This is a genomic window from Actinomadura sp. J1-007 (assembly GCF_009793335.1).
Taxonomy (GTDB): Bacteria; Actinomycetota; Actinomycetes; order Streptosporangiales; family Streptosporangiaceae; genus Spirillospora; species Spirillospora yumaensis.
On sequence record NZ_WING01000001.1, the window covers coordinates 4,081,404 to 4,098,832 of the forward strand.

General features: G+C 72.5%; 18 protein-coding genes and 3 tRNA genes. 17 read left to right on the forward strand and 4 right to left on the reverse strand.

Annotated features, from left to right (window positions below; genetic code table 11):
• Positions 1–13: 13 nt before the first annotated feature.
• A complete protein-coding gene (locus GEV43_RS48135) occupies positions 14–400 on the reverse strand; it encodes a class I SAM-dependent methyltransferase (protein WP_206681213.1) in 387 nt (128 codons plus the stop codon).
• Between the two features lie 154 nt (positions 401–554).
• Here GEV43_RS48135 and GEV43_RS18575 point away from each other — a divergent pair, with 154 nt between their 5' ends.
• The 3 genes from GEV43_RS18575 (at position 555) to GEV43_RS18585 (ending at position 2,871) form a co-directional block, all read left to right on the forward strand.
• Positions 555–1,277, forward strand: a complete 723-nt coding sequence (locus tag GEV43_RS18575; protein WP_309240019.1) for a serine protease — start codon at positions 555–557, stop codon at positions 1,275–1,277.
• Positions 1,278–1,444: 167 nt separating this feature from the next.
• Complete coding sequence (locus tag GEV43_RS18580; protein WP_309239705.1) at positions 1,445–2,083, forward strand: class I SAM-dependent methyltransferase; 639 nt, start codon at positions 1,445–1,447, stop codon at positions 2,081–2,083.
• Between the two features lie 86 nt (positions 2,084–2,169).
• Positions 2,170–2,871 carry a protein phosphatase 2C domain-containing protein gene (locus GEV43_RS18585; protein WP_309239706.1) on the forward strand — a complete coding sequence of 234 codons (702 nt, stop codon included), beginning with the start codon at positions 2,170–2,172 and terminating at the stop codon, positions 2,869–2,871.
• Position 2,872: 1 nt separating this feature from the next.
• Here GEV43_RS18585 and GEV43_RS18590 read toward each other — a convergent pair whose 3' ends face one another.
• On the reverse strand, positions 2,873–3,901 hold the full coding sequence (locus GEV43_RS18590; RefSeq protein WP_160821788.1) for a hypothetical protein: 1,029 nt from the start codon (positions 3,899–3,901) through the stop codon (positions 2,873–2,875).
• 100 nt (positions 3,902–4,001) lie between these two features.
• On the opposite strand from GEV43_RS18590, the gene GEV43_RS18595 reads away from it, so the two are divergent.
• From GEV43_RS18595 to GEV43_RS18640, 10 genes are all read left to right on the forward strand, one after another.
• A complete protein-coding gene (locus GEV43_RS18595) occupies positions 4,002–5,129 on the forward strand; it encodes an acyl-CoA dehydrogenase family protein (protein WP_160821789.1) in 1,128 nt (375 codons plus the stop codon).
• 134 nt (positions 5,130–5,263) lie between these two features.
• Positions 5,264–5,336 (forward strand) — tRNA-Thr (locus tag GEV43_RS18600).
• Between the two features lie 378 nt (positions 5,337–5,714).
• Positions 5,715–5,788: transfer RNA gene (locus GEV43_RS18605), tRNA-Met, on the forward strand.
• Between the two features lie 119 nt (positions 5,789–5,907).
• Complete coding sequence (rpmG, locus tag GEV43_RS18610) at positions 5,908–6,072, forward strand: 50S ribosomal protein L33 (RefSeq protein WP_026404241.1); 165 nt, start codon at positions 5,908–5,910, stop codon at positions 6,070–6,072.
• 371 nt (positions 6,073–6,443) lie between these two features.
• A complete protein-coding gene (locus tag GEV43_RS18615) occupies positions 6,444–6,881 on the forward strand; it encodes a MaoC family dehydratase N-terminal domain-containing protein (RefSeq protein WP_160821790.1) in 438 nt (145 codons plus the stop codon).
• Positions 6,881–7,306, forward strand: coding sequence for a MaoC family dehydratase (locus GEV43_RS18620; RefSeq protein WP_160821791.1), 426 nt, complete (start codon positions 6,881–6,883; stop codon positions 7,304–7,306). Before GEV43_RS18615 ends, GEV43_RS18620 begins: the two co-directional genes overlap by 1 nt.
• 108 nt (positions 7,307–7,414) lie before the next feature.
• The gene (locus GEV43_RS18625) at positions 7,415–8,497 is read left to right on the forward strand and encodes a UDP-N-acetylmuramate dehydrogenase (RefSeq protein WP_160821792.1); all 1,083 of its coding nucleotides are present in this window, start codon (positions 7,415–7,417) and stop codon (positions 8,495–8,497) included.
• A 218-nt stretch (positions 8,498–8,715) separates the two neighbouring features.
• Positions 8,716–9,471 carry a GntR family transcriptional regulator gene (locus GEV43_RS18630; protein WP_206681214.1) on the forward strand — a complete coding sequence of 252 codons (756 nt, stop codon included), beginning with the start codon at positions 8,716–8,718 and terminating at the stop codon, positions 9,469–9,471.
• A gap of 17 nt (positions 9,472–9,488) precedes the next feature.
• Entirely contained in the window at positions 9,489–10,127 is a 639-nt protein-coding gene (locus GEV43_RS18635) for a TetR/AcrR family transcriptional regulator (RefSeq protein ID WP_160821793.1), read from the forward strand.
• Between the two features lie 81 nt (positions 10,128–10,208).
• Positions 10,209–11,621: a DHA2 family efflux MFS transporter permease subunit gene (locus GEV43_RS18640; RefSeq protein WP_160821794.1), complete on the forward strand. Its 1,413-nt coding sequence runs from the start codon at positions 10,209–10,211 to the stop codon at positions 11,619–11,621.
• Positions 11,622–11,705: 84 nt separating this feature from the next.
• Here GEV43_RS18640 and GEV43_RS18645 read toward each other — a convergent pair whose 3' ends face one another.
• Positions 11,706–12,761 (reverse strand): adenosine deaminase, encoded by a 1,056-nt coding sequence (locus GEV43_RS18645; protein WP_160821795.1) that lies wholly within the window; start codon positions 12,759–12,761, stop codon positions 11,706–11,708.
• A 261-nt stretch (positions 12,762–13,022) separates the two neighbouring features.
• Here GEV43_RS18645 and GEV43_RS18650 point away from each other — a divergent pair, with 261 nt between their 5' ends.
• The 3 genes from GEV43_RS18650 (at position 13,023) to GEV43_RS18660 (ending at position 15,654) form a co-directional block, all read left to right on the forward strand.
• Positions 13,023–14,225, forward strand: a complete 1,203-nt coding sequence (locus GEV43_RS18650) for a hypothetical protein (protein WP_160821796.1) — start codon at positions 13,023–13,025, stop codon at positions 14,223–14,225.
• A 147-nt stretch (positions 14,226–14,372) separates the two neighbouring features.
• Complete coding sequence (locus GEV43_RS18655; protein WP_309239707.1) at positions 14,373–14,882, forward strand: SigE family RNA polymerase sigma factor; 510 nt, start codon at positions 14,373–14,375, stop codon at positions 14,880–14,882.
• A gap of 577 nt (positions 14,883–15,459) precedes the next feature.
• Positions 15,460–15,654: a hypothetical protein gene (locus GEV43_RS18660; protein ID WP_160821797.1), complete on the forward strand. Its 195-nt coding sequence runs from the start codon at positions 15,460–15,462 to the stop codon at positions 15,652–15,654.
• Positions 15,655–15,873: 219 nt separating this feature from the next.
• On the opposite strand, the gene GEV43_RS18665 is transcribed toward GEV43_RS18660, so the two are convergent.
• Entirely contained in the window at positions 15,874–17,085 is a 1,212-nt protein-coding gene (locus GEV43_RS18665) for a pyridoxal phosphate-dependent aminotransferase (RefSeq protein ID WP_160821798.1), read from the reverse strand.
• A gap of 266 nt (positions 17,086–17,351) precedes the next feature.
• Here GEV43_RS18665 and GEV43_RS18670 point away from each other — a divergent pair.
• Positions 17,352–17,424: transfer RNA gene (locus tag GEV43_RS18670), tRNA-Trp, on the forward strand.
• The last annotated feature ends 5 nt before the right edge of the window (positions 17,425–17,429 follow it).

Below are 17,429 nucleotides of genomic sequence, written 5' to 3' on the forward strand. Positions count from 1 at the left end.
TCGAGCTTGTCGCCTAGGTAGTGCAGTCCATGTACGCAGGTGACCAGGTCGTATCTGTCTTTGGGGCCCAGTCGGTCACGGAGTGGGTGATCAAGCGCAGCGTTGGTGGGGTGGGGACTGCGGTGAAGTGGTCCACCAGGTCGAGCCCGACTATTTCGATTTGGTCGGCCAAGCCTCTGTGTGCGAGGAGACGGGTGGTCTCTTCTAGGGCGCGTCCGGTGCCGCAGCACAGGTCCAGCCATCGTATGCGGGGCGAGTTTTCGCTGCGGTTTGTTAGTTCCGTCATGATGTTGAGGCCGAGTTCGCGATTGTAGCCGCTGAGTGAACGTTCGCGGTTCATCGTGCAGTTGGCGACCACGGATGAATTTTCCAGGGCGTTGTTGTCGAGCAAGCGGGGCATGAAGATCATTATGGCTCTTGTCTGTGGTGATTAGTGATCGTTGAGTGGTTCTCGATCGAGCGGTGACATCGTCGGACGCGTTATCTTCGCTCGGAACGCTGGAGGACATGTGCGTGGTTCATTTCGTTCGCTGTTGGTTGTTGTTAGTGCCTTGGTGGTGACGGCGGTCGCGGGTCCTGTGCAGGCGATCGTTCGCGGGGCCGATGCCGGGGCTCCGTATTCGTTCATGGTGTCGGTTCAGGAGGCTGCTGGGGGCATTCATTTCTGCGGTGGCAGTCTGATCTCCCCGGAGTGGGTCGCTACTGCGGCGCACTGCGTGAGCAATGACGAGCCCGGGGATATCACGGTGCGGATCGGTAGCCTGTCCGCTACGGAAGGCGGATCCGTACGGGGGCTCAGCCGGATCGTGGCGCATCCTGATTACGACGGCACCAGGCATGATCTCGCGCTGCTTGAGTTGGACGAGCCGGTGGCTCAGGCTCCCATCGCGATCGGTGCGCGGCCCGCGGTCGGGGATCCGGTGCGTTTGCTGGGCTGGGGATGCACTACGCCTGGGCATATCGCGTGTCCTCCGCCGCCTGTGCTGCAACAGCTCGATTCGCAGGTCAACCAGCCCACTGACTGCGACAACTCGCCGGCTGATCCGGCGACGGAGATCTGTACCGGCAACGCCGCCACTCGCGCGGGTGGCGACAAGGGCGACTCCGGTGGGCCGCTGGTCGCGCGGGTGGGCCAGAGCTGGCAATTGCTCGGCGCCTTCAGCCGGATCAACGACATCACTTGGGACGGGTACGACGGGTTGGGCGTCTACACCGACGTTCCCGCTCACCGGGCCTGGGTCGAGTCGGTCACTGGGCCGCTAGCGGTGGTGCGGTGAGTTCGTCCGTAGCGGACCTTGCATTTCGTCGGGTTCTCGGGGCGTGAGTAGGAGTTGGAACAGGGCGCGGGCGGTCTTGGGCTCGTGAGGCTCAAGGCCGCCTTCTTCCGTACGACGCGTCAAGCCTCGCGGGGAGTGCTGGGGCCATAGTGGCTAGGGTGCCCGGCGTGGGTGACTTTGTGGGGGATACGCGGAACGGGTACGACGCGATCGCTGTCGGGTACGCGGAGTACTTCGAGGGCGAGATGGAGCGGGAGCCGTACGGGCTCGCGATGTTGGGGGCGTTCGCGCAGGTCGTGCAGGGGCGCGTGGTCGATGTCGGGTGCGGGCCCGGGTGGGTCACGGGGTTTCTGGCGGCGCGCGGGGTCGATGTGTACGGGGTGGATCTGTCGGCCGGGATGCTCGACGTGGCGCGGAAGGGGAATCCCGGGCTGAGGTTCGTTGAGGGGAGCATGACCGCCTTGGACGAGCCGGACGGGAGCCTCGGCGGGGTCGTCGCCTGGTACTCGGTCATCCACATGCCGCCGGAACGGGTCGTGGGGGTGTTCGAGGAGTTCTGGCGGGTGCTGCGGCCCGGCGGGCATCTGCTGTTGGGGTTCCAGGTGGGGGACGAGCCGTTGCAGATGCGGGAGGCGTTCGGGATCGAGGTGACGCTGGACTTTCACAGGTTCCGTCCCGAACGGGTCGAGGAGTGGCTGGAGAAGGCCGGGTTCGCGGTGGACGTGCGGTTCCTTCGGGAGCCGGACGGGACGGGGCGGTCCTCGCAGGTGCCTCAGGCGCACATGGTGGCCCGCAAGGTGGGGTGAGGGTTTACTGTCCCGGTCGGCAGTGGGCCGTGGGGTAAACCTGCACTGTGCGCTTTGGTTATGCGAGTGAGGCCACGCCCGGACGGGTGAACGAGGATTTCGCGGCGGTGGGGCCCGGCTGGGTCGTTCTGCTGGACGGGGCCACGGCGCAGCCGGGGGTCGAGAGCGGGTGCCGGCACGATCCGGCGTGGCTGGTGCGGCGGCTCGGCGGGTTGCTGGCGGCGCGGCTGGCGCTGGAGGGCGGGGAGCCGCTGGCCGATCTGCTGGCCGAGAACATCAAGGCGGTCGCCGAGCAGCACGCGTTGAGCTGCGATCTCGGCAATCCCGACAGCCCGTCGGCGACGGTGGCGATGCTGCGGCGTCGGGAGGAGCGCCTCGACTGGCTGGTGCTGGCCGACTCGCCGGTGGTCGTGGACGTCGCGGGCGAGGTGCGGGTGCTGAGGGACGACCGGGTCGACCGGCTGCCCGCCTACACCGCCCAGGCCGTGCGGGAGGCGCGGAACGCTCCCGGCGGGTTCTGGGTCGCGAGCACCCGGCCCGAGGCGGCGTACGAGGCGTTGACCGGTGAGCTGCCGGTCGAGGGCGTGCGGCGGGCGGCGGTGCTGTCCGACGGGGCGGCGCGGCTGGTCGAACGGTTCGGGGTGATGGGCTGGGCGGAACTGCTCGACCTGCTCGAAAGCGAGGGGCCCGGCGAGGTCGTCCGACGGACGCGCGAGTTGGAGGCCGTACGGGGCGGGGAGCGCGGCAAGCGGTACGACGACGCGACGGCCGTGTTCGTCAGGTTCTGACTCAGGCGGGCTTGATATGGGGCCACCAGCCGGCCAGGTCCTCGGGGAGGTGCGCGCCCTCCAGGGTGAGGGTGGCGGGCATGAGCGGGAAGCGCCGTCCGGCCGGGAACGTCCGCAGGTACGACGGCGGGTCCAAGACGAGCACGCGGGTGCCGTTCACGGCCGGTACGTCGGCGGGGACGCCCTCGTTGTAGACGGGTTCGCCGTGGGCGTCGGTCAGGTTCCACGGGCTGCTGACGACCGGGCGTTCGGCGGGCGCGTCGGTGTTCAGGAAGCACGCGACGATCTCGGGGGCCGGCGGTTCGCCAGGCATTCCGCCGGGGCGGCCGATCAGCGCGCCCGCGAGCAGGGTGTGGAGCTGGAAGTTGTCGCCGATCCCGCTGATCGTGACCGTCCATCCGCGGCGGCCGGCGCGGTCGAGCACCAGCAGCCGTTCCCCGTCGAGGACGCGCAGCAGGTCGCGCACGTACTCCATCCGCGGCAGGTACGCGACGGCCCGGTCGGCGGCGAACACGCGCAGGTCGCGGTCCGTCAGGGACGCGCGCACCATCGGCGCCGTCGCCAGCACCGTGCACGCCGACATCGCGAACTGCGGCAGCGCGAACCACGACATCATCGCCGTGACCGCGCCGTCCTTCAGCGCGGGCGCGACGACGTCGAGCGCCTGCTGGGACGGCCGGCCGTCCTCCATGCCGGGCGGGTCTCCGGCTCCGGACCGTTCCCACGCCTCGCCGAACGCCAGGGCCGCCGCGGTGACCTCGGTGAGCCGCTCGACGAGCGCGGCGCCGAACGGGTTCGGGTCCGCGCCGTTCTCGATCCACGAACCGGCGGCGACCGCGAGCCAGCCGCCGAGGTTCGGAGGGGCCTGCGCGACGCCCTCGGCGAGGCGCGGCATGGCCGCCGTCAGGGCGGCGGGCGCCGCGGTCTCGGACGCCCGCATGAGCTGGGGGAGCAGGGCGCCGAACGACCGGTCCTCGGCGATCGCCGCGCGGACCAGCTCGTCGCACACCTGGTGGAACGCCGGGGTCATGGATGATCACCCTGGCACAGGGGAAGCCTCTACCGGGAACCGGGCGATCTCCCCGCGGACCCCGTGGCCCCATTCTGGAATTGGATTCTAGAATGGCCTCATGGAGCAACAGGACTTCGCCGACGTGCTGGCCGCCGTGCGCGCCTTCGTCCGGGACCGGGTCGTCCCGCGCGAGGAGGAGATCGAGGAGACCGACGCGATCCCGGAGGCGCTGCGGGACGCCGCGCGCGACATGGGGCTGTTCGGGTACGCGCTGCCCGAGGCGTACGGCGGGCTCGGGCTCTCGCTGAGCGAGGAGGTGCGGCTCGCGTTCGAGATCGGCTACGCCAGCCCCGCGTTCCGGTCGATGTTCGGCACCAGCAACGGCATCGCCGGGCAGGTCCTCGTCCACGCCGGCACCGAACGGCAGCGCGACCGCTGGCTGCCGCGGCTCGCGTCCGGCGAGGTCATCGGCGCGTTCGCGCTGACCGAGGCCGAGGCCGGGTCCGACCCGAGCGCCCTCGCCACCACCGCGAGGCGGGACGGCGACGCGTACGTGATCGACGGCGCCAAGCGCTTCATCACCAACGCGCCCGAGGCCGACGTGTTCATGGTGTTCGCACGCACCGGCGGCGCCGGGTCGCGCGGCATCTCCACGTTCCTCGTCGAACGCGGCGCGGCGGGCCTCACGATCGGGCCGTCCGACCAGAAGATGGGGCAGCGCGGAGCGCACACCGCCGAGGTGTTCCTCGACGGCGTGCGCGTCGGCGCGGACGCCATGGTCGGCCCGGAGGGCACCGGCTTCCGTACGGCCATGGCGTCGCTCGCGCACGGGCGGCTGAGCATCGCGGCCGTATGCGTCGGCCTCGCCCAGCGCCTCCTGGACGAGACCGTCGCGTACGCCAAGGAACGCAGCCAGGGCGGCAGGGCCATCGGCGAATACCAGCTCATCCAGGGCCTCATCGCCGACTCCCAGGCCGAGTTGTACGCCGGGCGCTCGATGGTCCTGGAGGCCGCCCGCGCGTACGACTCGGGCGAGGACACCAAGCTCGGCCCGTCCTGCGCCAAGTACTTCTGCTCGGAGATGGTCGGACGCGTCGCCGACCGGGCCGTGCAGGTCTTCGGCGGCATGGGCTACATGCGCGGCGTCGCCGTCGAACGCCTCTACCGCGACGTCCGCCTCTTCCGCATCTACGAGGGGACGAGCCAGATCCAGCAGCTCGTTATCGCCCGGACCCTCCTGCGCTGACCCCTCCGCCCGCCCCTCGCGGCGCCCCGGCCGACCCGCGCCGACCCGGGCCGCGGGCGCCGCGAGCAGGGGACCAAACGATTTCGCATGTGGTGCCGCGGCCGTGTATGGTTTCCACTGCGCGAACGACGCAGGCCCCTTTAGCTCAGTCGGCAGAGCGTCTCCATGGTAAGGAGAAGGTCTACGGTTCGATTCCGTAAAGGGGCTCCGCAGTCAGAGGCCGTTCCCAGAGATCATCGGGAACGGCTTTTCTGTGTTCCGGGGGCGGATCGGGAGTCGGCGGAACGGCTCCGCGCACCGTTCGGGCTCGTACCCCGGCGCGGCGTCGCCGGCGGCGGGACCGGTGTGGCGGACGGGATGCCGGGGGCGCGGTGGTTTACCGATTTCGCTCCTTACCGCACGCTGTGATAGCGTCCCTGCGGTTCTAGCGGGACGATTCGCAGGTCATCCGCACAGGCGGTAACCTGAGGACCGGTCTGCGGACCTTCCGGAACCGAGACTCCGCGACGCAAGGCCCGGGTCTCGTGTTTCCAGGGTGCGGTGGACTTCCGGTATCCTTGCAATCCGGTCCACACCGACCATCGCGGCGGGGTAGCTCAGTCAGGCAGAGCAAGCGGCTCATAATCGCTGTGTCGCCGGTTCAAGTCCGGCCCTCGCTACTACCCAGATCTCTCACTCCCTCCCGGGGGCGAGAGCGCTGGGTCCGAATCGCCGGCCGCCCTCCGGGGCGGCCGAGGTACGCGACGTCCTTGTCCCCAGCTCAGAAAGGCACTCCATCGTGGCTGCCACCGACGTACGGCCGAAGATCACGCTGGCCTGCCAGGAGTGCAAGCACCGCAACTACATCACGCGGAAGAACCGGCGCAACGACCCGGACCGCCTGGAGATCAAGAAGTACTGCCCCAACTGCCGGACGCACCGTCCGCACCGCGAGACCCGCTGACGCCTCGCGCGCACGCCGCGCACGATCGGCGCGCCTCGCACGTCCGGCACGCCTCGCGAGACCGTTCGCGCGTCGCGGCTCCGCCCGCCCGGCGATCACGGGCCGGCTCGGCCGACGCGGGCGAACGACGCGTACGGCAGGGCCCGGCAGGCTCCACGGCTCCGCGCGGCGTCTTCCGACGGACGTTCGACCGGTGACTTCGCTCCGACGGCCCGCCTCGACGATCACAGCCCGTCCTCGCACCCACCCGCGAGGGCGGGCTGAACGTCGTTCTGTTAGCGTCCGTCCAGACCGAGAAGTGGTGCCGGGGCGCGGGCACGACGGGCAGGCGGGCCACACCAGCCCCTGTTCGACCTGGAGGGACGGATTGCATGGCACTCAACCGTGATTTCATCGGGCGGACCTTCCCGCCCAGCGACCCGTACGAGGTCAGCCGGGTGAAGATCCGGGAGTTCGCCGACGCGATCGGCGACGGCAACCCGGTCTACCGCGACGCGGAGGCGGCCAAGGTCGCCGGGCACCCCGATGTGATCGCGCCGCCGACGTTCCCGATCGTGGTGTCGCTGGGCGGCGCCGGGCTCGCCGACCCCGAGCTCGGGCTGAACTACGCGATGGTGGTGCACGGCGAGCAGCGCTTCGAGTACGTCCGGCCGCTGCGCGTGGGCGACGTGGTGACCTGCACCTCGACGATCACCGAGATCAAGTCGATCGGCAGCAACGAGAAGCTGGTCATCGAGACCGAGGTCCGCACCGTCGAGGGCGAGCTGGTCGTCAAGTCGTACAACACGATCGTGGAGCGGGGGGCCTGATGACCGCCAAGGTGAGCTACGCCGACGTCGAGGTCGGCACCGAGATCCCGGCGCAGACGTACGCCGTCGACCGGGCCGACCTGGTCATGTACGCGGGCGCGTCGGGCGACTTCAACCCGATCCACTGGCGCGAGCGGGTCGCCAAGGCCGTCGGGCTGCCGGACGTCATCGCGCACGGCATGTACACGATGGCGCAGGGCGGCAGGTTCGTCACCGACTGGGTGGGCGACCCGGGCGCGGTGGTCGACTACGGGGTACGGTTCTCCGCGCCGGTCGTGGTCCCCGACGAGGGCGGCGCCACGCTGGTGATCAGCGGGAAGGTGGAGGAGAAGCTCGACGGCGGCAGGGTCGTCGTGGCGCTCACCGCCCGTTCCGACGAGCAGAAGGTCCTCACGCGCGCCAAGGCGGTCGTCCAGCTCGCCTGAGGACGCGCCGGCGGGCGGGGACGGCGCGGGTCCGTCCCCGTTCGCGCGGGCCGGCCGCCGCCGGGCCGTCCCGGGCGCGCGGTCGACCGTACGGAGGGGGAACACGACGTGGCGGTGTTCGCTGAAGAGGTGAACCTGGCCGGCTACACCACGCTGCGGCTGGGCGGTCCCGCCCGCCGCTTCGTGGAGGCGACGACCGAGGCGGAGCTGGTCGCGGCCGTGCGCCGCGCCGACGACGAGGGCGAACGGGTCCTCGTGCTCGGCGGCGGCAGCAACCTGGTCGTCGCCGACGCGGGCTTCCCCGGCACGGTCGTGCACGCGGGCACGCGCGGCGTCGAGCGGGTCTCCGGCGAGAACGGCGCGCTGCTCGTCCGGGCCCAGGCCGGCGAGGACTGGGAGCCGTTCGTCGCCCGCTGCGTCGAGGAGGGGCTGTCCGGGATCGAGTGCCTGTCGGGCATCCCCGGCCGCGTCGGCGCGACGCCCATCCAGAACGTCGGCGCGTACGGGCAGGACGTCGGCGAGACGATCGTCGAGGTCCGCGCGTACGACCGGCAGGCCCGCAAGGTCGTCACGCTCGACCACGCCGCCTGCCGGTTCACCTACCGGCACAGCGTGTTCAAGGGCTCGGACCGCTACGTGGTGCTGGACGTGACGTACGCGCTGCGGGAGTCCGACGAGTCGAAGCCGATCGCGTACGCGGAGCTGGCGCGCAGGCTCGGCGTCGAGCCCGGCCGGCGCGTCCCGCTCAAGGAGGCCCGCGAGGCCGTCCTCGAACTGCGGCGCGGCAAGGGCATGGTGCTCGACCCCGCCGACCCCGACACGCGCAGCGCCGGCTCGTTCTTCACCAACCCGGTCCTCGGCGCGGCGCAGGTCGCCGAGCTCGAACGCCGCGTCGCCGAACGGCTCGGCCCGGACGCCGCGTTCCCGCGCTACCCCGAGAGCCCGGGCCCGGACGGTGCGCCGCGCACCAAGACGTCCGCCGCCTGGCTGATCGACCGGGCCGGGTTCGCGAAGGGCCACGCGCGCGGGCCCGTCCGCATCTCCACCAAGCACACGCTCGCGCTGACCAACCCGGGCGGCGCGTCCACCGGGGACCTGCTCGCCCTGGCCCGCGAGGTCCGCGACGGCGTCCGCGACGCGTTCGGGGTGGTCCTGGTCAACGAGCCCGTCTTCGTCGACGTCGCCCTCTGATTCCTGCGCGGACGGCACGGCGGGGGCCGTCGGTCCCGGTCGCGGGCGTTTCGCATGAACTCTCTGCGGGGTGTGCGGTTCCGGCGTCAAATGTTTTCTCGGGGACGCGACGGGCTCCGTGCGTTCCCCTTGGCCGGTCCGGCGCGCATGATGAAGGCAGGGCCCTTGCGCCCGCGGCCCCACGCCGCGGGAGGGCCCTGGTTGGGGCGTTGTGAGACGTGGCCATTGCGCGACTCGGGCAGGGAGTGGGACTGCGTCCCCAGCTCAGCGACGAGGTCGCCGCCCGCATCCGTGCGCTGATCATGGACGGCCGGGTCCGGCCGGGGGAGTACCTCCGGCTCGAACGGCTGGCCCTGGAGTTCGGGATCAGCGTCACGCCCGTGCGGGAGGCGCTCCAGTCACTGCGCAGCGAGGGGTTCGTCCATCTCGAACCGCGGCGCGGGTTCGTCGTGGCCGCGCTGTCCAGGCAGGACGTCCGGGACCTGTTCTGGGTGCAGGCGACGATCGCGGGCGAGCTGGCGGCGCGGGCCGCGGCCCGGCTGTCCCCGGAGGCGCTGCGCGACCTGCGCGGCCTCCAGCGGACCCTCGAACAGGCCGAGTCCGCCGGGCGGATCGACGTGATGGAGGAGCAGAACCACCGGTTCCACCGGGCGATCAACCTGGCGGCCGGCTCGGCGAAGCTGACCTGGTCGCTCGGGTCGGTCGCGCGGTACGCGCCGCGCGGGCTGTACGGGCGGCTGCCGGACTGGCCGGGCCTGGCCGTACGCGACCACCGGCGGATCCTGGCGGCCCTGTCGGCCGCGGCGGCTCCCGGGCGCGGCCGCCCGGACGGGCCGGGCGCGCGGGCCGCCGCGGCGCGGGCGGCGGGCACGGAGATGAGGCGGCACATCGTGGGCGCGGGGGAGCTGCTGATGGGCCATCTGGCCCGGCAGGGGATGTGGCGCGACGAGGAGCTTGACGAAGTTAGTGATTGAGCACTAACTTAGCTGCCGTGGGAACGAGGATGAGCGCCGAGGAGCGGCGCGAGCAGGTGATCGGCGCCGCCATCGAGGCGTTCGCCCGCGGCGGCTACGAGGGCACCTCCACCGCGGTCATCGCCGAACGGGTCGGCGTCTCGCAGCCGTACCTGTTCCGGCTGTTCCCGTCCAAGCGCGCCCTGTTCATCGCCGCCGTGCACCGCTGCTTCGACGTCCTTGAGGCGCGGATGCGGGAGGCGGGCGGCGGCCTGCACGGGCACGAGGCGTACCGGGCGCTCGGCGACCGCTACGAGCGGCTCCTCGTGGACGAGCCGACCCTCCTCCAGTTCCAGCTCCAGGTGTACGCGACCGCGCTCGACCACGAGGACGTCCGGGCGGTCGGCCGCGAGCGCTGGGCGAGCCTCTGGCGGACGGTGCACGGGTACCTCGCCTTCGAGCCCGCGGAGATGGCGCGCTTCATGGCCGTCGGCATGCTCATGAACGTCCTGCGGGCGCTCGACGTGCCCTACGAGGCCGGCCCCTTGATGTCGAAGTCCGTGACGGAATGGGCCGCCCGCGAAACCGCCGGAGCCACGCGAGACACCTGCGCCGACGCCGACGCCGACGCCGACGCCGACGACGGTGCGCAGGCCGCAGGACGTGACGCGACGTGACGGCCTGAACGGGGCGGGCCGACCCCCTTTTTTTTCGGCCCAGAAGTTAGTGACCGATAACTAATCACGGAGGGACAGGACATGCGACCCAACGCGCTGCGCACGTTCATCGTCACCGGGATCGCGCTGTTCATGGTGGCGCTCGACAACCTGATCGTCACCAACGCGCTCCCGGCCATCCGCGCCGACCTGCACACCGGCCTGGAGGGGCTGGAGTGGACGGTCAACGCCTACACCCTCACCTTCGGCGTGCTCCTGCTGCCCGCCGCGGCCGTCGCCGACCGGTTCGGGCGCCGCCGCCTGTTCGTCGCGGGCCTCGCGGTGTTCACGCTCGCGTCCGCCGCCGCCGCGCTCGCCCCCGGCATCGGCACGCTGATCGCCGCGCGCGCCGTCCAGGGCGCGGGCGGCGCGGTGATCACCCCGCTCACCCTCACCCTGCTCGCCGCCGCCGTCCCGCCCGCGCGGCGCGGCGTCGCGCTCGCCGCCTGGAGCATGATGAGCGGCCTCGGCGTCGCGCTCGGCCCGGTCGTCGGCGGCGCGGTCACCGAGTACGCCACCTGGCAGTGGATCTTCTGGCTGAACGTCCCGGTCGGCGCGGTGCTGCTCGTGCTCGCGCCCCGGTTCCTCACCGAGAGCCGCGGCGCCGCCAAGCGCCTCGACCTCGCCGGCACCGCGCTGCTCACCGCCGGGCTGCTCGGCGTCGTCCTCGGCCTGGTCCGGGGGAACGAGCACGGCTGGACGAGCCCGCAGGTCCTCGCCGGGCTGGTCGGCGGCGGCGTCCTGATCGCGGCGTTCGTCGCGTACGAGACGCGCGCGGCCCACCCCATGCTGCCGATGCGGCTGTTCCGCGACCGCGGCTTCAGCACCGTCAACGCGATCGCGCTGGTGATGTCGTTCGCGGTCTTCGGGGCCGTCTTCCTGCTGATCCAGTTCCTCCAGAGCACCCAGCACATGTCGCCGCTGGAGGCCGGCGTCCGCACGCTGCCCTGGACCGGGATGCCGCTGCTCGTCGCGCCGCTCACCGCGCCGCTGATGGCCCGGATCGGCACCCGCGCCGTCCTGGCCGCCGCGCTGGCGTTCCAGGCCGCCGGGCTCGGCTGGCTCGCCGCGGTCACCGGGCCCGCGACCACGTACGGCGAGTTCGTGCCGGGCTTCGTGCTCGCGGGCGCCGGGATGGGCCTGTTCTTCCCGCCCCTCGCGCGGCTCGTCCTCGACCGCGCGCCGGTCGAGTACGCGGGCGTCGCGTCCGGGACGAGCAACGCGCTGCGCCAGCTCGGCACCGTCCTCGGCATCGCGGTCCTCGGAGCCGTCTTCGCCGCGAACGGCGACATGTCCGGCCCCCAGGCGTTCACCGACGGGCTGCTGCCCGCGCTGTGGGTGGGCACCGCCACCCTGGCCGCCGCCGCGGCCGCCGCGTTCCTCATCCCGCCGGTGAGCCGCGCCGGGACCACCGCCGCGGCACCGGCCCCCGAGCCCGCCGAGGTCGGCGCCTGACCCGTTCGCACGCGGTGCGCCGTCGCCTGGAGAACGCCTCCGGCGACGGCGCACCGCGGTTCGACGGGGCGGGGCGGTCGCGTGTCAGGCGAGCGGGTGCGGAACGGGCGGGGTCGCGAGCCAGGTCTCGACGCCCGCGAGGAGCTGCTTGCGCGTGACCTCCGGGGCGGCCGAGGCGTTGATCGACTGGCGGGCGAGCGCGGCCAGCTCGGCGTCGGAGAAGCCGTGCTCGGCGCGGACGAGCTCGTACTGCCGGGCCAGCCGCGAGCCGAACAGCAGCGGGTCGTCGGCGCCGAGCGCGATCGACGCGCCCGCCTCGTACAGCCTGCGGACCGGGACCTCCGCCGCCGTCGCGGCGACGCCGAGGCCGACGTTGGACGCGGGGCACACTTCGAGGGTGACGCCGCGTTCGACGATCCGGTCGAGGAGGCGCGGGTCCTCGACGGCGCGGACGCCGTGGCCGATCCGGTCGGCCGACAGCGTGTCCAGGCACTCGCGGACGCTCGCCGGGCCGAGCAGCTCCCCGCCGTGCGGGTCCGACAGCAGGCCGCCGTTGCGCGCGATGCGGAACGCGCCCTCGAAGTCGTACGCGCGGCCGCGCCGCTCGTCGTTGGACAGCCCGAACCCGACGACGCCCCGCCCGGCGTAGCGAACGGCGAGCCGCGCCAGGGCCTTGGCGTCCAGGGGGTGCTTGGTGCGGTTGGCCGCGATCACCACGCCGATCCCGATCCCGGCCGCCTCCTCGGCCTGCCGGGCGGCGTCCAGGACGAGCTCGACCGTCGGCGTCAGCCCGCCGAACCGCGCCGCGTACCCGCTCGGATCGACCTGGATCTCCAGCCAGCCCGAGCCCTCGGACGCCTCGTCCTCGGCGGTCTCGCGCAGCAGGCGGCGCAGGTCGTCCTCGGTCCGCAGCACGGACCGCGCGATGTCGTACAGCCGCTGGAACCGGAACCAGCCGCGCTCGTCGGTGGCCCGCAGGTGCGGCGGCCAGTCCTCGACCAGCGCGTCCGGCAGGTGCACCTCGTGCTCGGCCGCCAGCTCCACGAGCGTGGAGTGGCGCATCGACCCGGTGAAGTGCAGGTGCAGGTGCGCCTTCGGGAGCGCGGGTATCGGGCGGGCGGGAACGGTACGGGCCTCCATGACGTAATGCTGCCCGATGCCGCCTCCGCTGTCGCGCGCGGGCCCCCACGGCACCACTCAACCACCCGCTCGGGTCATCACCCATGGCCCGGAACGACCATGTCGGCACTGGTCGCGAGGCCGTTCCAGGGCCCGGCGCCGTAGGCCCAGGGTCCCGGTGCCGCGGGCCGCGGAAAAAGTTCGGAGAACCGTGCAACCCCCTGCGGGGGTCGCGCGTATTTGGGGGGCGCAAGAGAAACGTTGGGGCAGAAGGGATACACGATGATTTCGCTCAAGGCCGCACTGATCGTGGCGTCGGCGGTCGGCGCGGTCGGCGTCGGAAGCGCGACGTACGCCTCCGTGGCCCAGCCGGACGCCGGCCTGCGCTCCGGCGACTCCCGGCTCCCCGCCGCGAAAGCCGCCAAGCCCGCCGCCGCGCACGGACTGCCGTCCTGCACCCCGTCCGTCCTGCCGAAGAACGGCCTCCCGCACGACGCCAAGCTGCCGAACGGCATGGCGCTGCCCACCGCCCTCACCCTGCCGACGGACATCACGCTCCCGAACGGCGCGACGCTCCCCTCCGCCGTCAAGCTCCCGGCGGGCGTCAAGCTGCCCGAGGGCCTCGCCCTGCCGAACGGCGCGAAGCTCCCCGGCGGCAAGCTGAACGGCAAGCTGACCAAGGTGACGACGCTGCCCGCCGGTACGAAGCTCCCCGCCAACACCGTCCTGCCGAAGGGCACGACACTCCCCGCCGACATCAAGCTCCCCGAAGGCGCCAAAATCCCCGCCGGCATCGAGCTGCCCAAGGGCGCCGAAGCCAAGCTCCCGGCGGGCGTCCAGCTTCCCAACGGCACCAAGGTTCCGAACGTCCCGCAGCTCCCGAACGGCAAGCAGCTCCCCGGCGGCAAGCACCTGCTGAACGCCGGCAAGCACCTCCCCGACGGCGCGAAGCCGCCCGCCTGCGACGGCGCCGCCGCCAAGGGCGCACCGAACGCCGCCGCCCCCGCTCCGTCCCCCGTCCCGTCCGGCGTCCCCGCCGTCCCGGGCATGCCCGCCGTTCCGAACGCGCCCAAGCTGTCCTGCGACAAGCTGCCGCCCGCCGTCACCGTCGGCGGCACGGTCGAAAAGGCCGTCACACTCCCGCGCGGCCTGCACTTCGACTCGGTCCGTTCCGTCACCAAGACCATCGGGACGCACCGGATCTGCACCGTCACGCAGAAGTGGACGGGCAAGGCCGGGCAGTGGCTCACCGTCGAGCGGCTGAAGGGAGTCCCGCGCGCGACCGAGGCGCAGCTCCGCCAGGCGGCGGGTATCGCGGCCGGTGCGACCAAGACGACCGTCGGCGGCAGCGTCGCCTGGCAGACTCCGAAGGGCGACGGCGTCCTGGTCCTCACCCCCGGAGGCGACGCCCTCTACCTGAACGGCAGCCCCCTGCTCTCGGGCAGCCTGCGGGACGTCGCGTCGCACCTGCGTCCGCCCGCCTGAGGACCCGGACGCGGACGGCCCTCAGGCGCGAGGGGGCCGTCCGCGTCCCGCGGCGCGGGGGCGCCGCGAGCAAGGCACGGCACGGGGTTTGGCGTGGCGGAACGGGGCCGCCCACAGATGGCATGAGTGCTAGCCGGACGGAGCACCGTGGGGCGTCGAGATGAGCAGTCGTTCGTGGATTTCGTCGCGGAACGCGGCAACGCGCTGATGCGCACCGCCGTTCTCATGTGCGGGGCGCGGCAGGACGCGGAGGACTACCTCCAGACCGCGCTGGAGAAGGCGTACCGGCACTGGGGACGGCTCGACCCCGACGCCGACCCCGAGCCGTACGTGCGCCGGATCCTGGTCAACCTGATGATCAGCAGGACGCGGCGCTGGAAGGTGCTGCGGGAGATCTACATGGCGCGGCCCCCCGAGGTCGCGACCGCGCCGGAGAGTCACGCCCTCGAACTGCGCGGGGCGCTGATGGACGAACTGCGCAGGCTGGGACCCCGGCAACGGGCCGTCCTCGTCCTGCGCTACTGGGAGGACCTGTCGGAGATGGAGACCGCGGAGATGCTCGGATGCTCGGTCGGCACGGTGAAGAGCCAGGCGTCCCGGGGCCTCGCCAGGCTCCGGGAACGCCTCGGGGCGAGCCTCGCCCCCCTGGGGGGCTGACCCGTGGACCTTGAGGAGGAGTTGCGGCGCGCCATGGCCGAGCGCGCGTCCGGCGCCGCCGCCCCGGCGACCCTCGCCGGCGACGTCCGCCGCAGGCACCGGCGCCGCGTCGCGCGCAACCGCGCGGCCGTCGGCGTCGCCGCGGCGGCGGTGGTCGCGGTCGCGATCACGCCCGCCTACCAGTCGTTCCAGGCGGACCCCGTCGGCTCGCCCACCGACACGGCCGGCGAGGGCACCGGCCCCCGAACGGCCGCGGCCCGTCCGGCGGCCCCAAGAACCTCCCCGTTCCAGGCCCGTCCAGCACGCTCCCGCCCCGGGACGGGCCTGGAACGGGGACCCCCGCCCGGACGCCTCGCGCGCGCCCGGCGACCCCGCCCCCGAACCCGCGCCCGCGCCCGGCGCCGGCGCGAAGCCCCCGCGCTGGATCGGCTACCTGCCGACCGGTCTGAAGGCCCTCGCGCCCTGCGCCGACCACCGCAAGGGCGGACGCACCACGACCGCGTGCAAGTGGTCCGGCGCGGGCGGCTGGGCCGAGGTCCACGTCACGCGCGGGCCCGGCCTGACCGCGCCCGGCGACGTGCCCGGCGTCCCGTCCCTGCCGTCGGTGACGGGCGGGGCCAAGGTGCACGGCCGCCCCGCGGTCGCCACCGACCGTCCCGACCGCGGACGCCAGATCACCTGGGTCGAACGGCCCGGCGTCGGCGTCACGGTCCTCGTCGGCCCCGCGCTCCGCGACCAGCTCATGAGCATCGCGGAGGGCGTACGGCCCTGACCTTCCTTGCGGCTCTGGACGCCGTTCCGGAGCTCTGAGGCTTTCCCTGGGGTTCTGGAGGGCAGCCGCAGGGAGAGAGAAGGGACGCCCCGGCGGTACCGTCCGAACCGCCGGGGCGTCCCCAGAAAAGCCCGCCGGGGCGCCCGCCCGCGCGATCGCGGCAGGCGCCCCGGCGAAAAAGCACGAGAACGCGCGTGAACGCGCGAACGCGTGCGAACGTCAGTGGGCCTCACCGAGCAGCTTCGCCACCCGGGACACGCCCTCCACCAGGTCGTCGTCGCCGAGCGCGTACGACAGCCGGAAGTAGCCCGGCGTGCCGAACGCCTCGCCCGGCACCAGCGCCACCTCGGCCTCCTCCAGGATCAGCGAGGCCAGCTCGACCGACGACTGCGGCCGCCTGCCCCGGATCTCCTTGCCGACCAGCTCCTTGACCGACGGGTAGGCGTAGAACGCGCCCTCCGGCTCGGGGCACACGACGCCGGGGATCTCGTTCAGCATCCGCACCATCGTCTGCCGCCGCCGGTCGAACGCCTTGCGCATCTCGGCCACCGCCGACAGGTCGCCGGTCACGGCCGACAGCGCCGCCGCCTGCGAGACGTTGGCCACGTTGGACGTCGCGTGCGACTGCATGTTGGCCGCCGCCTTCACCACGTCCTGCGGGCCGATCAGCCAGCCCACCCGCCAGCCGGTCATCGCGTACGTCTTCGCGACGCCGTTCAGCACCAGCGTCCGGTCGGCCAGCTCCGGCACCACCACGGGCATCGAGTGGAACTCGGCGTCGCCGTACACCAGGTGCTCGTAGATCTCGTCGGTGATGACCCACAGGCCGTGCTCGTCGGCCCAGCGCCCGATCGCCTCGATCTGCTCGCGCGTGTAGACCGCGCCCGTCGGGTTGGACGGCGACACGAACAGCAGCACCTTCGTGCGCTCGGTCCGCGCGGCCTCCAGCTGCTCCACGCTCACCCGGTAGCCCGTGGTCTCGTCCGCGACCACGTCCACCGGCACGCCCCCGGCCAGCTTGATCGACTCGGGGTAGGTGGTCCAGTACGGCGTCGGGACGATCACCTCGTCGCCCGGGTCGAGCAGCGCCGCGAACGCCTCGTACACCGCCTGCTTGCCGCCGTTGGTGATCAGCACCTGGGACGCCTCGACGCGGTAGCCGGAGTCGCGCTCGGTCTTCTCGGCCACCGCGGCCCGCAGCTCGGGCAGGCCGCCCGCCGGCGTGTACTTGTGGAAGCGCGGCACCCGCGCCGCGGTCACCGCCGCCTCGACGATGTAGTCCGGGGTCGGGAAGTCGGGCTCGCCCGCGCCGAACCCGATGACCGGGCGGCCCGCCGCCTTCAGCGCCTTGGCCTTGGCGTCGACGGCCAGCGTGGCGGACTCGGAGATCGTGGCGATGCGCTTGGAGATGCGAGGACGATCGATGCTCATGCCTCTATCGTTACAGACGCCGTCCGATGACTCGCGCGATATATTCATGCCGGTCCTCGGGACGCGCGGTCGCGCGGCCGGCGGCGCCGCGTCGTTCCGGTTCGACGCGGGGCCCTCGGCGACGTAGACTCACCGTCCTAGTGCCGCGTCATCGGTGTTACGGTCATGCTCGCGCGGGGCCGTAAACTGGGACCGGCGCGACCCGGGTCACCTCGACCGGGAGCCCCCTCCGGGGGGCGTGCACGATCCCCGTCAGGGGAGTTTGAAGGGCAGTGGCTCAATTGGTAGAGCTCCGGTCTCCAAAACCGGCGGTTGGGGGTTCGAGTCCCTCCTGCCCTGCGAGG